This window comes from Nocardioides sp. NPDC006303 (genome assembly GCF_040613175.1).
GTDB lineage: Bacteria > Actinomycetota > Actinomycetes > Propionibacteriales > Nocardioidaceae > Nocardioides.
This window is the reverse complement of sequence record NZ_JBEXRR010000050.1, coordinates 1-17565: the sequence shown is the minus strand read 5'-3', so window position 1 is coordinate 17565 and position 17565 is coordinate 1. Positions and strand designations below refer to the sequence as shown.

General features: G+C 69.5%; 19 protein-coding genes and 1 riboswitch. Of the genes, 11 read left to right on the top strand and 8 right to left on the bottom strand.

The features are described 5' to 3' along the window. Positions 1-272: 272 nt before the first annotated feature. Positions 273-382, top strand: a riboswitch (TPP riboswitch). The 7 genes from ABZY89_RS26155 (at position 376) to thiC (ending at position 6151) form a co-directional block, all read left to right on the top strand. Next, the gene (locus ABZY89_RS26155; protein WP_355231940.1) at positions 376-981 is read left to right on the top strand and encodes a thiamine phosphate synthase; all 606 of its coding nucleotides are present in this window, start codon (positions 376-378) and stop codon (positions 979-981) included. Its footprint overlaps the riboswitch before it by 7 nt. Beyond that, the gene (thiO, locus tag ABZY89_RS26150; protein WP_355231938.1) at positions 981-2090 is read left to right on the top strand and encodes a glycine oxidase ThiO; all 1110 of its coding nucleotides are present in this window, start codon (positions 981-983) and stop codon (positions 2088-2090) included. Before ABZY89_RS26155 ends, thiO begins: the two co-directional genes overlap by 1 nt. Then, positions 2087-2287 (top strand): sulfur carrier protein ThiS, encoded by a 201-nt coding sequence (thiS, locus tag ABZY89_RS26145; protein ID WP_179656574.1) that lies wholly within the window; start codon positions 2087-2089, stop codon positions 2285-2287. Before thiO ends, thiS begins: the two co-directional genes overlap by 4 nt. Continuing rightward, a complete protein-coding gene (locus ABZY89_RS26140; RefSeq protein WP_355231936.1) occupies positions 2284-3051 on the top strand; it encodes a thiazole synthase in 768 nt (255 codons plus the stop codon). Before thiS ends, ABZY89_RS26140 begins: the two co-directional genes overlap by 4 nt. Beyond that, complete coding sequence (locus tag ABZY89_RS26135) at positions 3048-3683, top strand: thiamine phosphate synthase (RefSeq protein WP_355231935.1); 636 nt, start codon at positions 3048-3050, stop codon at positions 3681-3683. Before ABZY89_RS26140 ends, ABZY89_RS26135 begins: the two co-directional genes overlap by 4 nt. Continuing rightward, the gene (gene thiD, locus ABZY89_RS26130; RefSeq protein ID WP_355231933.1) at positions 3680-4453 is read left to right on the top strand and encodes a bifunctional hydroxymethylpyrimidine kinase/phosphomethylpyrimidine kinase; all 774 of its coding nucleotides are present in this window, start codon (positions 3680-3682) and stop codon (positions 4451-4453) included. The genes ABZY89_RS26135 and thiD overlap by 4 nt, the downstream gene beginning before the upstream one ends. Before the next feature lie 9 nt (positions 4454-4462). Further along, on the top strand, positions 4463-6151 hold the full coding sequence (thiC, locus tag ABZY89_RS26125) for a phosphomethylpyrimidine synthase ThiC (RefSeq protein ID WP_355231930.1): 1689 nt from the start codon (positions 4463-4465) through the stop codon (positions 6149-6151). A gap of 51 nt (positions 6152-6202) precedes the next feature. On the opposite strand, the gene ABZY89_RS26120 is transcribed toward thiC, so the two are convergent. Next, complete coding sequence (locus tag ABZY89_RS26120) at positions 6203-7102, bottom strand: NAD(P)-binding domain-containing protein (protein ID WP_355231928.1); 900 nt, start codon at positions 7100-7102, stop codon at positions 6203-6205. Between the two features lie 127 nt (positions 7103-7229). On the opposite strand from ABZY89_RS26120, the gene ABZY89_RS26115 reads away from it, so the two are divergent. The 4 genes from ABZY89_RS26115 to ugpC all read left to right on the top strand — a co-directional run bounded on the left by ABZY89_RS26115 (position 7230) and on the right by ugpC (position 11654). After that, a complete protein-coding gene (locus tag ABZY89_RS26115; protein WP_355231927.1) occupies positions 7230-7898 on the top strand; it encodes a DUF1707 domain-containing protein in 669 nt (222 codons plus the stop codon). A 56-nt stretch (positions 7899-7954) separates the two neighbouring features. Then, complete coding sequence (locus tag ABZY89_RS26110; protein ID WP_355231925.1) at positions 7955-8635, top strand: DUF1707 domain-containing protein; 681 nt, start codon at positions 7955-7957, stop codon at positions 8633-8635. Positions 8636-8755: 120 nt separating this feature from the next. After that, on the top strand, positions 8756-10477 hold the full coding sequence (locus ABZY89_RS26105) for a sulfatase-like hydrolase/transferase (RefSeq protein ID WP_355231923.1): 1722 nt from the start codon (positions 8756-8758) through the stop codon (positions 10475-10477). A 103-nt stretch (positions 10478-10580) separates the two neighbouring features. Then, on the top strand, positions 10581-11654 hold the full coding sequence (gene ugpC, locus ABZY89_RS26100) for a sn-glycerol-3-phosphate ABC transporter ATP-binding protein UgpC (protein ID WP_355231921.1): 1074 nt from the start codon (positions 10581-10583) through the stop codon (positions 11652-11654). A gap of 1 nt (position 11655) precedes the next feature. Here the strand turns inward: ugpC and ABZY89_RS26095 are convergent, their stop codons facing one another. The 7 genes from ABZY89_RS26095 to ABZY89_RS26065 are packed head-to-tail and all read right to left on the bottom strand — an operon-like array spanning position 11656 to position 17336. Continuing rightward, the gene (locus ABZY89_RS26095) at positions 11656-12633 is read right to left on the bottom strand and encodes a cytochrome c oxidase assembly protein (protein ID WP_355231919.1); all 978 of its coding nucleotides are present in this window, start codon (positions 12631-12633) and stop codon (positions 11656-11658) included. Between the two features lie 33 nt (positions 12634-12666). Beyond that, on the bottom strand, positions 12667-13332 hold the full coding sequence (locus ABZY89_RS26090; protein ID WP_355231917.1) for a helix-turn-helix domain-containing protein: 666 nt from the start codon (positions 13330-13332) through the stop codon (positions 12667-12669). Positions 13333-13335: 3 nt separating this feature from the next. Further along, positions 13336-14259, bottom strand: a complete 924-nt coding sequence (locus tag ABZY89_RS26085) for an alpha/beta fold hydrolase (protein WP_355231916.1) — start codon at positions 14257-14259, stop codon at positions 13336-13338. Positions 14260-14279: 20 nt separating this feature from the next. Next, the gene (locus ABZY89_RS26080) at positions 14280-14756 is read right to left on the bottom strand and encodes a hypothetical protein (protein WP_355231914.1); all 477 of its coding nucleotides are present in this window, start codon (positions 14754-14756) and stop codon (positions 14280-14282) included. Positions 14757-14779: 23 nt separating this feature from the next. Next, entirely contained in the window at positions 14780-16570 is a 1791-nt protein-coding gene (locus tag ABZY89_RS26075; RefSeq protein ID WP_355231912.1) for an alpha/beta hydrolase, read from the bottom strand. Then, entirely contained in the window at positions 16567-16872 is a 306-nt protein-coding gene (locus ABZY89_RS26070; protein ID WP_355231910.1) for a hypothetical protein, read from the bottom strand. Before ABZY89_RS26070 ends, ABZY89_RS26075 begins: the two co-directional genes overlap by 4 nt. After that, the gene (locus ABZY89_RS26065) at positions 16869-17336 is read right to left on the bottom strand and encodes a hypothetical protein (RefSeq protein WP_355231908.1); all 468 of its coding nucleotides are present in this window, start codon (positions 17334-17336) and stop codon (positions 16869-16871) included. The genes ABZY89_RS26070 and ABZY89_RS26065 overlap by 4 nt, the downstream gene beginning before the upstream one ends. Between the last annotated feature and the right edge of the window lie 229 nt (positions 17337-17565).

Below are 17565 nucleotides of genomic sequence, written 5' to 3'. Positions count from 1 at the left end.
CCGAAGTCGAGGTCGGGCCGACACGGCCTGAGTGATCGTTTATGATCGAATCAACGCTTGTATCGGCAGAATCAATCGCTCAGGGAAGACTGTAGGGCACGTCACATCGCGGCGCCAGACCTTCGCGCGCCGCGATCGTCGATCGACACGATCGGCTCGTCGCGGGGGTCAGGGGCGACGAGGCGACGGCGCCGCGGATCTCGACCTACCAGAGGTATCCCGCTGGATGGGCCTAGGGCTGGGGGGTTCTCGGTGGTGCGCGCTATGGTCGGAGACGTCCACACGGGAGTCCGCGGCAGCGGGCTGAGAGGGAGCTGGAGCCGCTCCGACCGTTACACCTGATCCGGATCATGCCGGCGAAGGAAGTGATTGGTTGTGCCTCTTCCACGTATTTTCTGCCTGGTCTCCTCGAGCGAAGATCTCGCGCTGCTGCCTGCCTTCGCGGAGCTCGGCGTCGCCGGCTTCCAGGTGCGCGACAAGGCCGCGACCACCCGGGAGCTGCTCGCCCTGACGGCGACCGTGATCGAGCGGGTGGGTGCGTACGAGGCCTGTGTGGTCGTCGACGACAGGCTCGACGTGGCGCTCGCGTCCGGTGCGCATGGCGTCCACCTCGGTGCCTCCGACCTTCCGCTGGCCGAGGCCCGGCGGATCGCCGACGCGGTCGCGCCGGGGCTGGTCATCGGCGCGACCTGCCGGGACCGTGCCGCGGTCGAGGCGGCTGCCGCGGCGGGCGCGGACTACGCCGGCTTCGGGCCGATCTTCGCCACCACCTCCAAGGCCGGGCTTCCCGACCCGCTGGGGGTATCCGCGGTCTCAGACGCTGCCGGTGTCCTCCCGCTGATCGCGATCGGCGGGATCTCGACCGAGTCCGCCGGCGCCGTACGCGCCGCCGGCGCCCACGGGGTCGCCGTGATCGGCGGGCTCTGGCGACAACCCGACCCACTTCAGGCCGCGAAGGAGCTCGTGGAAGCCGTCGGCTGATGCGCGTGCGGATCCTCGGTGCCGGGATCGTCGGGCTCTCCGTGGCCGACGAGCTGATCCGTCGTGGGCACGAGGTCACGGTGGTCGATCCAGCGCCGGGCTCGGGTGCGTCGTACGCCGCGGCCGGCATGCTCAGCCCGGCCGGTGAGGCCTGGTACGGCGAGGAGGATCTGACCCGGCTCTGCCTGTCCTCCCTCGCGCTCTGGCCCGACGTCGCCGCCCGGCTCGGGGTGCCCGTGCACACCCGCGGGACCCTGCTGGTCGGTGTCGACGCCGGGGACGTCCAGCAGGTCGAGCGGCAGCTCTCGGTGCTCGATCTCGCCGGGGTCTCCTACGAGAGGCTCGTACGCCGCGAGCTGCTCGCCCGCGAACCCGGGCTCGGCCGGGTCGCCGGTGGGGCCTTCCTCGCCGAGGATCATTCGGTCGATCCGCGTGCGGTCGTCGCGGCCCTGCTCGATCGGGTCGGGGACCGTGTTGGTCTCGACACGGATTCGTTCGTTCCTCACGAATCCGGCTCGACCGACGGAACCGCTGGTCGAGCCGCAGGTTCTCCGCTGGTCGGGCCCGGCGAGCGCCAGCGAGCCGGTGTCGAGACCAACACGGTCACCGTCATCGCGACCGGTGCGCAGCTGCCCGATCCGTACTCCTCCCTCATCCGCCCTGTGCGCGGAGACGTGGTGCGCGTGCGGACGCAGGAGCCGGTGGAGCGGACGGTGCGAGCCTGGGCGCACGGCGAGCAGATCTACGTGGTGCCGCGGATCGACAGCGACGAGGTGGTCATCGGGGCCAGCACCGAGGAGCGCGACGGTCCGCTGCTGCCGACCGTCGAAGGGGTGTGGCGGCTGCTCGACTCCGCCCGCCGAGTGGTGCCGGCGCTCGACCGCGCCAGCGTGGTGGAGGTGACCTCGCGCGACCGCCCGGGGACCGCCGACAACCTTCCTCTCGTCGGCCCGACCCACGAGCCGGGCGTCGTGCTCGCCGCGGGTGCCTACCGCAACGGGGTCCTGCTCGCGCCGCTCATCGCGCAGCTGGTGGCCGACCACATCGAGACAGGGTCAGTGGAACCCGCGGTCGATCCGCGCCGGTTCCGGATGAAGGAGGACGGATGAAGATCACCGTGAACAGCGAGCCGACGGAGGTCAGCGGCACCGTTGCCGACCTGCTCGAGGCACGTACCGGCGACCGGCGGCCGAGCGGCATCGCCGTCGCCGTGGACGAGGAGATCGTGCCGCGCGACGACTGGGCGCGCTGGCAGCTCCAGGACGGTCACGTCGTCGAGATCGTGACGGCGGTGCAGGGCGGATGAGCAACATCTTGAAGATCGCCGGGCGCGAGCTGTCCTCTCGCCTCTTCCTCGGCACCGGTGGCCTGCACAACCTGGCTCTGCTCCCCGACGTGATCGACGCGGCCGAGCCCGGTCTGGTGACGGTCTCGATGCGGCGTACGTCCTCCACGTCCTCCGGCGGGCTGCTCGAGACGTTGCGCGCGGCGAAGGTGCCGATCATGCCCAACACGGCCGGCTGCCTCTCGGCACGCGAGGCGGTACTGACCGCCGAGCTCGCCCGCGAGGCGCTGGAGACGGACTGGGTCAAGCTGGAGGTGATCGGCGACGAGACCTCGCTGATGCCCGACGCCGTCGAGCTCGTCGAGGCCGCCGAGCAGCTGGTGCGCAAGGGCTTCACGGTCCTTCCGTACGCCACCGACGACCCCGTCCTCGCCCGTCGGCTCGAGGACGCCGGCTGCGCGGCGGTGATGCCACTCGGCTCGCCGATCGGGTCGGGGCTGGGGCTGCTGAACCCGTACGCGATCGAAGCCGTCGTCGCTGCCGTGTCCGTGCCGGTCGTGCTCGACGCGGGGGTCGGGACCGCCTCGGACGCGGCCCTGGCGATGGAGCTCGGCTGCTCCGCCGTACTCGCCGCCACCGCGGTGACCCGCGCCGACGACCCGGTCGGGATGGCTCGCGCTCTGCGCCTGGCCGTCGAGGCAGGGCACACCGCCCGCGCCGCCGGCCGGATCCCACGGCAGGCGGTCGCCAGGGCGTCGTCTCCGATGGAGGGCCGGATCGCATGACCGCGCTACCGCGACTGCTCGTCCTCACCGACCGCTCCCAGCTGCCGCTCGGCCGCAGCCTGTTCGCGACGATGGCAGCGTGCGCCGAGGCGGGCCTGACCCACGTCGTACTCCGTGAGCTCGACGAGCCCCTCGAGCATCGAGCGAAGCTGGCCGAGCTGCTCGCCGGACTCGGCCTGAACGTCATCGCCGCCCACACCCCTCTCCCCGCCGCAGTCGGGCTGCACCTGCCCGCCTCCGCGAGCAGTAACACGTCGTTCGTAGGACTACTCGCCCTATCGGAACGACCGGATAGACCTACGAACAGCGTGTTACACCTCGGCCGCAGCTGCCACAGCTCCACCGAGGTCGCCCGCGCGGCCGAGGAGGGGTTCGACTTCGCGATGCTGAGCCCGTACGCGCTGACCGAGTCCAAGCCCGGCTACGGGCCGCCGCTCGGTCCGGGCGCGTTCGGTGACCTCCCGCTCCCGACGTACGCCTTGGGTGGGATCACCCCGGACAACGCGGCCGAGGCGGTGGCGGCCGGGGCGCACGGGGTGGCCGTGATGGGCGCGGTGATGCGGGCGGAGGAGCCGGCAGAGGTCGTACGCGACCTGCTGGCCGCCATCGGCACGACGGCGGCGACGTCGTGAACCCACCGGTCGCGCTGACCATCGCGGGCACCGACTCCGGGGGAGCGGCGGGCACGGCGGCCGATCTGGCCACCTTCGCTGCGCTCGGGGTCCACGGAGCCTGCGTGATCACCGCCGTCACCGCCCAGGACACGACTGGGGTCAGCGACATCCACGCGGTCCCGATCTCCACCGTCGAGGCCCAGCTCCACGCCGTCTTCGACGATCTTCCCGTCGCGGCGGTCAAGACCGGCATGCTCGGCAGCGCCGGGGTGGTCGAGCTCGTCGCGCGCCTCTGCGCCGGCCGGCCGCTCGTCGTCGATCCCGTCCTGGTCGCCACCTCCGGCGCGGTGCTCGGCGGGGAGGACGTACGCCGCGCCTATCTCGACCACCTGCTCCCCGTCGCCACCGTCGTCACCCCCAACCTCGACGAGGCCCGTGCCCTGGCCGGGCACGACGGGTCGCCCGAGGAGCTGGCCAGGGAGCTGGCCGGTTTGAAGCCGGCCGTGATCGTCACCGGCGGCGACCCGGCCGCCACAGGCGAGTGCACCGACTGGCTCGCCGAGCAGGGGAGGCCGCCGATCCCGCTCACGCATCCCGCCGTCCCGACGAAGAACGACCACGGCACCGGCTGCACCTACAGCTCGGCCCTGGCCGCCCACCTCGCCCACGGAACGACGCTGCGAGAAGCGGCCGATCGGGCCGCTGCGTACGTCACCCGACAGCTCGCCAGAAGCCAGCACTGGACTCTCGGCCGCGGCCGAGGACCGATCGCCCACCTGAACACCTGAGGAGACCGCATGACCGTGCATCCCGCCCACACCCGCCTCGAGATCGGCGACCTGAAAGTCCCGGTGACCCGGGTCGCGCTCACCAACGGCGAGACCTTCGACCGCTACTGCACCGAGGGCCCCGGCTCGCGGCCGGAGCAGGGCCTTCCGCCCCGCCGCCTCGAATGGATCGAGGAGCGCGGCGACACCGAGCAGTACGAAGGACGCCCGACGGACCTCCGGGACAACGGCAAGACCGCGGTACGCCGCGGCGAAGCCACCCAGGAGTGGCAGGGCGAGCGCCGGCCGCCGCGCAGAGGCGAGAACGTCACCCAGATGCACTACGCGCGTCAGGGCATCATCACCAAGGAGATGGCCTACGTCGCGGTGCGCGAGAGCTGCGACCCCGAGCTGGTCCGCGAGGAGGTCGCGGCGGGCCGGGCGATCATCCCCAACAACGTCAACCACCCCGAGTCCGAGCCGATGATCATCGGCAAGCGCTTCCTGGTGAAGATCAACGCCAACATCGGCAACTCCGCGGTCACCAGCAGTATCGCGGAGGAGGTCGACAAGCTCACCCACGCGATCACCTGGGGCGCGGACACGGTGATGGACCTGAGCACCGGCGACGACATCCACACCACCCGCGAGTGGATCCTGCGCAACTCACCTGTCCCGATCGGCACCGTGCCGATCTACCAGGCGCTGGAGAAGGTCAACGGCGAGGCCGACAAGCTGACCTGGGAGGTGTTCCGGGACACCGTCATCGAGCAGGCCGAGCAGGGCGTCGACTACATGACGATCCATGCGGGAGTCCTGCTGAGATACGTCCCGCTCACCGCGAACCGCGTCACCGGCATCGTGTCCCGCGGCGGCTCGATCATGGCCGGCTGGTGCCTCGCGCACCACCAGGAGAGCTTCCTCTACACCCACTTCGACGAGCTCTGCGAGATCTTCAAGCAGTACGACGTCGCCTTCTCCCTCGGCGACGGACTCCGCCCGGGCAGCACTGCCGACGCCAACGACGAGGCCCAGCTCTCCGAGCTCAGGACCCTCGCCGAGCTCACGGAACGAGCGTGGCGACACGACGTACAGGTCATGGTCGAGGGCCCCGGCCACGTCCCGCTCAACCTGGTGAAGGAGAACGTCGACCTCCAGCAGGAGTGGTGCCACGGCGCGCCGTTCTACACGCTGGGCCCGCTCGCCACCGACATCGCGCCCGGCTACGACCACATCACCAGCGCCATCGGCGCGGCCACGATCGCGATGCACGGCACCGCGATGCTCTGCTACGTCACCCCCAAGGAGCACCTCGGCCTGCCGGACCGGGACGACGTGAAGACCGGCGTGATCACCTACAAGCTCGCCGCCCATGCCGCCGACATCGCCAAGGGCCACCCCGGCGCCCGTGACCACGACGACGCGCTCTCCAAGGCTCGCTTCGAGTTCCGCTGGCGCGATCAGTTCGCCCTCTCGCTGGACCCGGTCACCGCGGAGAGCTTCCACGACGAGACCCTGCCGGCGGAGAACGCCAAGACCGCCCACTTCTGCTCCATGTGCGGCCCGAAGTTCTGCTCGATGAAGATCAGCCAGGACGTACGCGACCGCTTCGGCGGCGACGACGGCGCATCCCCCGAGGAGATCGAGGCGGGCATGCTGGAGAAGTCGAAGGAGTTCGCGGCAGCGGGGAGCCGTGTCTACCTCCCGCTCGCCGACTGAGCCGACTCGACAGTGCCCTGGCCCGACCGACGGGCCAGGGCACTGTCAGCGCTACCCGTCGGCGCGCAGGCTCTCGACGACCCTGGGGAGCCCCTCCGAGCCGTACCCCGCTTCGATCTGTCTGCTGATCAGCGCCTGGACGGCGGCGATCGGGGCGGGATCGATCCCCTGCTCCTCGCTGGCGCGCACGATGTGCGAGAGGTCGGAGAAGTCCAGGCTCTGCTGGCCCGCGACGGAGTAGTCGCCGCCGTCGATGACCTTCGCGTAGCCGGCGAGCTCCTCGGTCATGGCGGCGAGGAACGGAGCCTGCCGGGCGGCGAAGTCCGACGCGCTCATCCCCATGGTGGCGGCCATCGCGGCACCGTGGAAGAAGCCCGTGAACATCTGGTACATCCCCGACAGCATCGCCAGGTCCACCAGCGACGCCCGGCCGGCATCCTCGCCGTGGAACTCGCTCGTGGCCCAGACGTCGAGAGTCGGCAGCAGAGCGTCGTACGCCGCCCGCGAGCCGCTGTAGAAGATCTGACCGGCGCGGGAACCGATCATGGCGGGTACGGCCATGATGGCGCCGTCGAGATAGTCGATGCCGTGATCGGCCGCCCAGGAGGCGAGCGTACGGGCCTCGTTGGGCGTCGTGGTCGTGACGTTGACCAGGGTGCGGCCGCGCAGCTCACCGGCGGCCAAGCCGAGGGTCTCCTCGACGGAGGAGTGATCGAGCAGGCAGGCGATGACAACGGGGCTCGCCAGCACCGCCGCGGGGACCGAGTCCGCGGCACCGGCGCCGCGGGCCACCAGGTCCTTGGCGTGCCCAGGGGTGCGGTTCCAGACGGTCACGGAACGGCCGGCGTCGAGCAACGCGGTGGCCAGCGCGCTGCCCATCGCGCCGAGGCCGAGCACGCTGATGTCGGTCGAGGGGGTCGAGTTTCTATCGGTTTCTGACACGTCATCCATGCTGGAGGACGTCGTCCATCCGCGGGAGTACCCACTATTTACTGGGGTACGCACCAATTGGTCAGTGCCCAGCCTCAGGGTTGAACCTGAGAGACGGGCGACACGTACGCCGATAGCATTCAGGACCATGGGACTCCCTGAACCGCACCCCGGCCAGCCCCGCCGAGCCGACCTGCGCGTCAGCGATGCCGACCGCCACGCGGTCGCCGACATCCTGCGCGAGGCTGCCGGCGAGGGCCGCCTGGACATCGACGAGCTCGAGGAGCGGCTCGAGGAGACCTACAAGGCCAAGACGTACGCCGACCTGGAGCCGATCACGCAGGACCTGCCGGTCGCGGGGCAGGCGCCCGTGATGCCCGCGGCGCCGGCCGCCGGCGCGGCTCCGGTCGTCTACAGCGAGGGCGAGGGGAGCGACAGCGCCAGTGCGTTCCTGAGCAACGTCGAGCGCAAGGGTGTGTGGGTGGTTCCGCAGCAGTTCTCGGTCCACGCGGTGCTGGGCGACGCCAACATCGACCTGCGCGAGGCGCACTACTCGGCTCGTGAGGTGGTCATCAACGCGACCTCCGTCCTGGGCAGCGTGAAGGTCACCGTCCCACCGAACGTGCACGTGATCGTGGAGGGCAACGGCGTCCTCGGGGAGTTCAACGAGCCGTCCGCGAAGGTGCCCGAGGCGCTCACCGCGGACTCCCCGGTGGTGCGAGTGCGGGGCCTCGCCGTGCTCGGCGATGTGACCGTCAAGCGTCGGGGTCCGCGCGGCCCGAAGCGCACGCTGAAGCAACACCTCGGCCTGGAGTGATGCCATCGGGGGGATTGTTGAGGCGTTCCTCCGAGCGCCCCACTAGCATTCGCCCCATGGGAACGACCCCCGAGCCATTTCGCGGCCAGAATCCTGATCCGAACCTCCGGATCAGCGATGCCGACCGCCACAAGGTGGCCGACATCCTGCGCGAGGCCGCGGGCGAGGGCCGCCTGGAGATCGACGAGCTCGACGACCGCCTCGAGGCGACCTTCAAGGCCAAGACGTACGCCGACCTGATCCCGATCACCGTCGACCTGCCGGCCGCGGGCACCCCCGCGCCGCCGGTCCCGGTGTCCAAGCCCGCCGCGGCGAACAGCCCCGCGGTCTTCGCCGCCAATCCGATCGAGAGCCAGCTCTACGTCGCGATCATGAGCGGCGTCGACCGGCGCGGGGTCTGGACGGTTCCGGCGACCGGCAACGTGATCGCCCTGATGGGCGGCGCCGAGCTCGACATGCGTCAGGCGCAGTTCTCCGCGCAGGAGACCGTGATCTACGCCAACGCGATCATGGGCGGGGTCAACATCACCGTCGGCCCCGATGTCCAGGTCGTGATGCAGGGAGTCGGGATCATGGGCGGCTACGTCGGTCCGCGCGGGATCGAGCCGACCGGCGGTCCGGTGCTGCGGGTGAAGGGCCTGGCGCTGATGGGTGGCGTCACCGTCATCCGCAAGCCGCTGAAGGAAGCGAAGGGCTCGCGGCATCTGAAGATGCCGCCGCCGCACGAGCTGCACTGAGCAACACCATCTCGGGGATGGTCCGCTCCGCGGACCGATTTTGTCGTGCCTGGAAATCAGGCACTAACCTCACCTGAACAAGTTATTGTGTAGTTACATAATAGACAAAGGAGTCTCGGGATGAAGCCGAAGTGGAGCGCACTGCTGGGCGCCGCACTCCTGGCCGTCGTGGCCCTGATCGCCGGACTCCTGGTCCTCGGCCCGAAGACGGTGGCTGCCGGCTCTGCCGCCGCCGACCCGTCGGCCGCGCCGGTCGAGGACGCGGCGGAGCTGGCCGCCACGACCGACGAGCGCCCCAACATGGTCCTGATCCTGATGGACGACTTCTCCCTGGAGCTGCTCCGCACCATGCCGGAGGCGACCAGGATGGCGGCCGAGGGTGCGACGTACCAGAACTCCTTCGTCATCGACTCGCTCTGCTGCCCCTCGCGCGCAGCGCTGCTGACCGGGCAGACCCCGCACCACACCAAGGTCCTCACCAATACCCAGAACGACCCCGAGCACCCGGTCGGCGGCTGGTCGGCGTTCCAGCGCTATGGCAATGTCGAGAAGCAGTTCAGCATCGGGCTCCAGGAGACCGGCTACACGACCGGGTTCGTGGGGAAGTACATCAACGCCTACGAGGCCACCATCGGCGCCGACGGCAAGCGCGTGCCGCCGCCCAAGGTGCCCGGCTGGGACTCCTGGAACGCGCTCCTCGGCGGCGCCTACGGCGGCTGGGGCTACCAGAGCACCTTCCTCGACGGCAACGGCGCGGTGCAGCTGCGCAACCACCCGCGACCGCCGCCCTCGGCCAGCACGGCTGTGAAGGACGCCGGGTACGCCACCAACGTCACCCGTGACTATGCCCTCGACTTCATCGAGGAGCACCGCGACGACGAGGAGCCCTACTTCCTCGAGATCGCCGCCTACGGGCCGCACTCGCGCCTCGGCCACCACTACCCGGGCCTGGACACCTGGTTCCCGCCCGCCTTCGCCGACCAGGCTCCCGCCGGCGATCCCGCGGGCGGCAACTGTGGCCAGCTCGAGTGCGCCGACCTGACGTTGAAGGACCTGGTCGGCTACGGCGACGACCGCTGGGACAACGCGCCCACCTACCTCGGCCGTGGGGGACGTACGTCGCAGGCTCCTGCCTGGCGCACCAACAAGGTCTCGCTGACCGACCAGACCGCGCTGAGCCAGTACCGCGACCGCGCCCGGATGGTGCAGTCGATCGACCGGATGATCACCCAGGTCCGCAAGGCGGCCGGCGATGACACCTACATCGTGCTGACCTCCGACAACGGCTTCCACCTCGGCCAGCACCAGCTCAACGGCGGCAAGGGTGCGCCGTACGACTCCGACACCCGCGTGCCCATGGTCGTGGTCGGCCCGGACGTGGTGCCCGGCAGGCGCAGCCAGTTCGTCAACAACATCGACCTCGCGCCGACCTTCCTCGACATCGCCGGTGCCCCGACCCCGTCCTACGTCTCCGGCAGCTCGTTCGCGGAGACCTTGAGCCGGCCGCGGCTGCCGGGTGGGCGGTACGCCTTCTTCGAGCACACCTACGCCAAGTCGCACCCCGGCGAGGTTGATCTCGACAAGGGCTCGGGCGGCACCATCGACATCATCCCGTCCTACATCGCGGTGCGCGGCTCGCAGGGGCTGCTGGTCCGGTTCGACCTGGACAACTCCTGGAAGGGCACCGACTACGCCTACGAGCTCTACCGCTACGACCGGCCGTGGGAGGACCGCAACGTCTTCGCGGAGGACCACGCGAAGCCGTACGCCCGTGACCTGATGCGCCGGTTGAACGCCTACGAGGGTTGCGCACCAGCTGTGTGCCGGGCTTTGACGCGCTGATAACCGATCTGGGCTATGGTGTCTCCGCCGAGGAAATGTGTCCTCGGTCACTTCACAACGGATCGTCCGGCACGTACCTGCCGGTGAAGGAGATAACGGAATCATGGCAACAGTCAGTTTTGAGAAGGCGCAGCGTTGGTACGCCGGCGCCGCCGAGCCCGCGGTCAAGGGCATCGACCTCGAGATCAAGGACGGCGAGTTCATGGTGCTCGTCGGCCCGTCCGGATGCGGTAAGACCACCACCCTGCGCATGCTCGCCGGGCTGGAGGAGGTCAACTCCGGTGCCATCAGGATCGGCGACCGCGAGGTCACCAACGTGGCGCCGAAGGACCGCGACATCGCGATGGTCTTCCAGAACTACGCGCTCTACCCGCACATGAGCGTCGCCGAGAACATGGCGTTCTCGCTGAAGATGGCCAAGGTCCCGAAGGCCGAGCGTGACAAGCTCGTCGCCGAGGCCGCCAAGACCCTGGGCCTGACCGACTACCTCGACCGCAAGCCGAAGGCGCTCTCCGGTGGTCAGCGCCAGCGCGTCGCCATGGGCCGCGCGATCGTCCGCCAGCCGCAGGTCTTCTGCATGGACGAGCCGCTCTCCAACCTCGACGCCAAGATGCGCGTGCAGACCCGCACCGACATCGCCAAGCTCCAGGCCGACCTCGGCATCACCACCGTCTACGTCACCCACGACCAGGTCGAGGCGATGACGATGGGCGACCGCGTCGCGGTGATGAGCAACGGTGAGCTGCAGCAGGTCGACACTCCGCTCAACCTCTACCGCAAGCCGGTCAACCTCTTCGTCGCCGGCTTCATCGGCTCGCCGCAGATGAACCTCATCAAGGCCACCGCCGCCGATGGCGGCGGCGCCAAGATCGGGGAGTACGTCGTCCCGGTCGGCACCACCGACATGCCCACGCAGATCACCGTCGGCGTGCGCCCGGAGAGCTTCCGGGTCATCGGCGAGGGCCAGGGCGGGCTGCCGGTCCAGGTGACCGTCGTCGAGGAGCTCGGCTCCGACTCCTACGTCTACGGCACCAGCGACGTCGAGGGTGTCCCCTCGACCCTGATCGTCCGGGTCTCCTCCAAGGACCACGTCAGCAAGGGCGACACGATCTACGTCACCACCGACCCCGAGGACGTCCACGTCTTCGACACCGAGTCGGGCCTGCGCGTCAACTGACTCAGTGGTGCTGGTTCATTCTGGCCAGCATCGCGTTGTAGGCATCGAGGGCCTCGTCGCTGTCGGGATCCACGGATCCCGGCTCGGCGGGGCCCTCAGTCGTTCCCCGGGCGCTCTCCTCGGCGAGCCGGCTGCTGCGTACGCCGTCGAGGAAGCGGCCGGTCATCTTGGCCCGGCGCTCGGGTGAGGAGACGACGGCGATGACCAGGCCGATGGCGAGCAGCATCATGCCGCCGTCGCCGCCGGCCCACATCAGGCCGCCGGCGGTCTGGATGTCCTTCACCGCGTCCAGCGCCCACTCGGGACGCGCGGCGGAGTAGACCGGGTAGAGATCACGCTCGGTCTGCAGCATCACGATCCCCACGATCGTGTCGGGCACCATCCCGACGACGAGGAGCGCGATCCTGCCCAGGTAGGGCAGGTCGGTGCGTACCTTCTCCTCGCCGATCGTGCCGGTGAGGAAGAGGAATCCGGCGACGACGTAGAGCACCTGCTCGCCGACCATCAGCGGCCTGCTCTGTGCCATCGAGTCCATGAACCCGGACAGGTGGGTGCCGATGATGACCACCGAGTAGAGCAGGGTGCCGGTGACCGGGTGGATCAGGATGGTGACCGGGAGCGAGCGCATCGCCCGCTCGGCCCGCGGGCCGGTCTCGGCGATGACGGTGAGCGGATGCCCGAGCACCAGGAGCGTGGGCACGATCATGATCAGCGTCAGGTGGAGCACCATGTGCATCCAGGCCAGCGACATCGCGTAGCCGTTGATGGCCGAGGCGACCACGACGTACATCAGACCGAGCCCGGTCAGGAACGACGCCACCCGCCAGCCCTTGACCGTGGAGGCCGGGCCGGCTGCGTTACGGAGCGTGAGATAGCCCGCGGCGAGGATGACCACGGCGAGCAACCAGCCGGGCTGGAGACTCCAGGTGGTGAAGAACTCGGACCAACCGAGCGGGGGCAGGGAGCCGTGGTCGTGCATGGTCTCACGGTATCTCCGGGGCCCAGGCGAAGGTTATTTCGGGCGGCTGCCGGGGTCGATCAGCGGCACCAGGAACAGCCGGGCGAGCGCGCGCAGCTGCGCCTCGTCGTCGATGTCGACGACCTCGCTCGGGGTGACCAGGAACGAGGTCGAGGTGCGGACCATCAGCTCGGCGACGAGGTCGACATCGATCTCGGCAGGCACGTTCCCGGCCCGCTGCTCGCGACGCAGCTGGCCCGCGACGAAGCGTGCGATCGTGGCCACGGTGCGGCCGCCGTCGCCGACGATGGAGTGCACCAGCGAGTCGGTCTCGACGGTGAGCAGGCCCCCGATCAGCGGGTTGCCGCGGATCGCCCGCATCGCGCTGGCGAAGCCGATCTCCACGCGCTCGGCCGCGTCGGCCGCATCGGCGATGTCGAGCACGAACTGGTCGAAGTAGCGCCGGAACTCGCGGCGTACGACCTGCTCGACCAGGGCGTCCTTGTTGGCGAAGCGGCGGTAGACCGTGATCCGGGCGACCCCGGCACGATTGGCGACCTCCTCCATGGTGGTGCGCCTGATCCCGATCTGGCGGAACTGCTCCGCGGCGGCATCGAGGAGCTTCGCGGTCACCGCCTCGTCCTCGATGGGCTCGGCGACGTCCGCGAGCGCCCTCGCGAGCATCGAGCCCGACTCGCCCTCGGGGACCGTGGTGCGCATCCGCTATGCGGAGACGGTGCGGTCGGCGGCTCGGTCAGCGGTGCGGCGTACGACCTTGATGAAGGCCGGCCACAGTGCTCGGGGCAGGTCGTGGCCCATGCCCTTGAACAGGGTGATCTCTGAGCCGGGAACGGCCGCGGCGGTCGCCCGGCCGCCGGAGACATGGACCATCTTGTCGGTCAGGCCGTGGATCACGCTGAACGGCACCTTGATGCGCCCGAGCTCCTCGGTGCGGTCGGGCTGGGTGAGCACGGCGAGCATCTGCCGCGCGACGGCAGGCCCGCTGACGCCGCGGTTCCAGGTGTCGATCGCCCGCCGGCGTACCTCGTCCTCGGGCTCGGGGAACCCGGGGGAGCCGATCTGGACGCCGCCCTTGATCTGGCGCTCGATGTAGCCCTCCAGACCGGGCTTCTTGATGACCAGCGCGGGCAGCAGGGTCGGGTGCTGGAAGCCGACACCGCGACGGCCGGTGGTGGACATCATCGAGCAGACCGAGCGCACCCGGTCGGGGTGACGGATGGCGAGGGTCTGGGCGATCATCCCGCCCATCGACACGCCCCACACGTGCGCGGACTCGATGCCGAGATGGGTGAGCAGCGCGGCGGCGTCGTCGGCGAGGTCGTCCATCGCGTACGGCGCCGGCGTCGGCAGCCCCGCGAACGCCCGGGCCAGCCTCGCGAGCGTGATCCGCTCGTCGGAGGGGTGCGGCGAGGAGTGTCCGATGTCGCGGTTGTCGTAACGCACCACGTAGAACCCGGCCCGGGCCAGCTGCTCGCACAGCTCGGTGTTCCACCAGGTCATCGGGCCGCCGAGACCCATGATCAGCAGCAGCGGATCAGCGCTGGGACTGCCGAACGTGTCGTACGCCAGCTCGACCCCTCCGGGGAGGAAGGCGGTGGACTCGGTCGGCTCGGCGGCGGTGGTCATGTGCAAACTTTACCGGGTCGTCATTGCAGGTCGACCGGTTCACCGACGACGAAGCCGTCCCAGTCGCTCATGTCTTCCTGATCGATCTCGATCGGTGGCCCCTGAACGACGAGGCCGACCGCCCCGGGGGCATTCGGGTAGGTCTGGAAGTGGGCGGTCAGGTCACCGTGCGAAAGCCGCAGCGAGTTCCCACTGAACGTTGGGCTGAACTCCTCGAGCTCGTCGCGCAGCGCGTTGAGCGGGTCCTGTTGCTCCGTGACGAAGTCGGCTTGGACGTCGTACTTGTACGACTTGTACTTGTCCGAAACGCCCTTCTGATCCACGCCGTCGTACGCCTCCGTTGCGTCCTTGGGGGACGTGGCAAGCGTTGTCGAGGCAGCGGCCGACAGCTCGCGTGCCCACGTGAGTACGTCGTCTCGCTGTTGTTCGAGCTCGGCGTAGGTCTTGTCGCTCACTTCGCCACACCCTCCGGTAAGCAGGATCGTCAGTGTCGCCATCACGGCGGCCAGGGCCCGAGCCGTCATCGGCCGTCCGTGTCCGGGCCGGTCGGGCTGCGGTCGCTCTCGGGGTCGACCGGGTCGCGGTACCACGGGTCGTACACCTGCCCGGCGCGCACCACCTCGTCGTACTGGCCGTTGACGATGTGGGCCATGTTGGCGAGTGACTCCGAGTCGTGGTCGTAGTACTTGACGTGGTCGTCGATGTTGGGGATCGACCCCCTGCTGGTGCTCTCGGCCTGAAAGCGTACGGCACCGAAGTCGTCCTCGGCCGGGTTGTGGCCGAGGCCGGCACCGGCCAGCTGGGCGACGGCGCCACCGAGGGGGCCGGTTAGAACACCCGCGCCCAGGGCAGCGGGGCTGACCCATCCCGTCTGCCCCAGCCGGCCGACGAGGTCCTCGCTGTTCGTACCGACGAAGACATGTCCCGAGCCGACGCCCAGGTCGTCGGCGGAGTCGGCATCGTCGCCGGCTCCGGGGCTGCCCAGCAGGACGACGTCGTCGGCATCGGGGTGGTGGTCGGTCATTGCGTGGGCAACCGTGGTGGACCCGTAGCTGTGGCCGATGGCGGTGAGGTGGAAGTCGTCGGAACGCATGGCGTTGAGGCCGTCGAGGGTGTCGGCGAGCCGCTCCCCGCCGGCGGTGGCCATGCCCTCGCCCGCAACACCGGCCGAGTCGGCTCCGCTGGGCGCGTCATAGCCGATCCAGAACATGGTGGCTGTGCTGGTGCCGCCTTCGAACGAAGCTGCCTGATGGAGGTTGATCACATCCTCGGCATTCGACTGTGACGACTCCATGTCGGTGGTCAAGCCCGGCACACTGACCGATACATTGCTCGCCGTGTCGAGGTCGCCGACCGCCATCGCGACACGCCCGTCGCCGCCGAACGCCATCGGGTCATAGATGTAGACCTGGGCGTCGTAGCTCTCGTTCGTCATCGGGTCCCTGGACCTCTCGATCTTGTCACGCGCGACATCTGCGGCCTTTGCGTTGTCGTAGCGGGTCTGCTCGTCGTCGGTGCGCTGCTCCTCGGGGATGGCGCCGAGCTCGGCGAGGTCGCGGTCGAGCGAGATCGTGTTCGCGTCACTGCGGTGGGCCGCCGGGATACCGTCGGTGTTCCCCACGATCTCGGGGTAGGCGGCGGCCATGCCGGCTCGTTGCTCTTCGGTGAGGCCGTCCCACCACGCCTTGACCGCCTTGGGGTCCTTGGGCGACGGCATCGAGTTCCTGGCGGCGTCAGCGGGATCAGCGACTCCGGCGTACTTCTGGTCGATCTGCCGCTCGGTCATCGCATCGCGGAGCGCGGCCGCGACCTTGTCTTCGCTGGCCCTGAGGTCCTCGGCCCACTTCACCAGATCGGATTCGTACGTCTCGACCTGGCTGGTGCAGCGGTCGCAGTCCGACTGGAGGATCCGGAGCTCGGCCTCGTCGGTGGGCAGCGGGTTCGCTCGGGCAGCGAGCGCCTCGACCTGGCGGGTCAGGCGCTCCCGCTCGCCCCTCAGATCCTGATGACGCCTCGTGAGGTCGACCAGCTCGTCGCCATGACCCAGGACGGCGTTGGCCGCGGCGCGCAACGCCAGCGAGCAGGCATCGGCATGCTTCCCGATGGGGTTGAGTGCCTGGGCGTACGCGGCGGCCGCCTGGCCGTCGAGGAGGCCGGAGTCCTTCGCCTTTCCGCCGACGAACGAACCGTGGTCGTCGAAGATCGACGACGAGGTGCGCAGGGTGGACCCGATCTCCTGCACCTTCTGGCCGTCCGCGGTGAACTCGGGCGTCTCGCTCGGCCTCGGGGGCAGGGAGACGGTGATGGTCACCGGATCTCCTTGATGCTGTTCAGTGCGAACGATGCATCGATGTCGGTCTTCGCGTCGGTCTCGAGGATGCCGATCGCGGTGGTCCTCAGCCCGTCGGCCTGGGACTCGGCGGAGCGGGCGGACTTCGTCGCGATCGCCTGCCACGCCTCGATGAACTGTCCGACCAGACTCGCCACGGTCGGCGTGAAGCCACCTGCGCCGGCACCGTTGATCTGCTTCGCCGCAGCGGTGAGATGGAGATTCTCCGTATCCCACGCGGCAGCCGTGGACTGGACCTTGGCGGGTTCGACGTGCAGCGTCATGCCAGCGCCTCCCGCACGGTCGGCGTGGGGCGGAGGGCCCGGCCGGTCACGGTCACCACGAGCCGGTGATGACGTTCGGACCAGGTGCCGACGATCTGGACCTCCGCTCGCGAAGCTGTCCAGCGGTGGAACGCCTTCACAGCGACGCTGGAGTCCCAACGCGCGTCTCGGAACGCCCGATCGAGGCCGGCCAGGATCGCGTCGCCGTCGGCTGTTCGAGCCTCGAGCTGGGCCCAGCGACGTACGTTCTCGCGGTTGTAGGGCTCCCACCTCGGTCCGTCCGAGGTCGGCTCCGGCATCCGTGCGGCGATGGCTGCGACGGTCGCGTCCACCACCTGCGCCGACCGGCTCAGCTCATCGGCCGTCGCCTCGGGTAAGGGCTCGGGAGGGTCTGCCGGAGGCAGGATGACGATGTCGACGTCTGGACGACGCTCGCGCAGCGCGGCGAAGAATGGATCCGTCACAACGATGCCTCCCCGAGTGACATACACCTGAGACGCTCATCAATGCTCGTGTCGAACCACAAGATAGCAACAAAGTGGCACCACGGGCGGTCACTTCGAAGACATGAAGGACAACGAGAAGCGCGGCAAGGACCGCCACACCTCTTGGAAGCCGCCCTCACCGAGCAGGTTGCCGGCCAGGAACTGGTCGTGGATCGCGAACGGGCAGGCGTAGACGTCGCCGATCGGG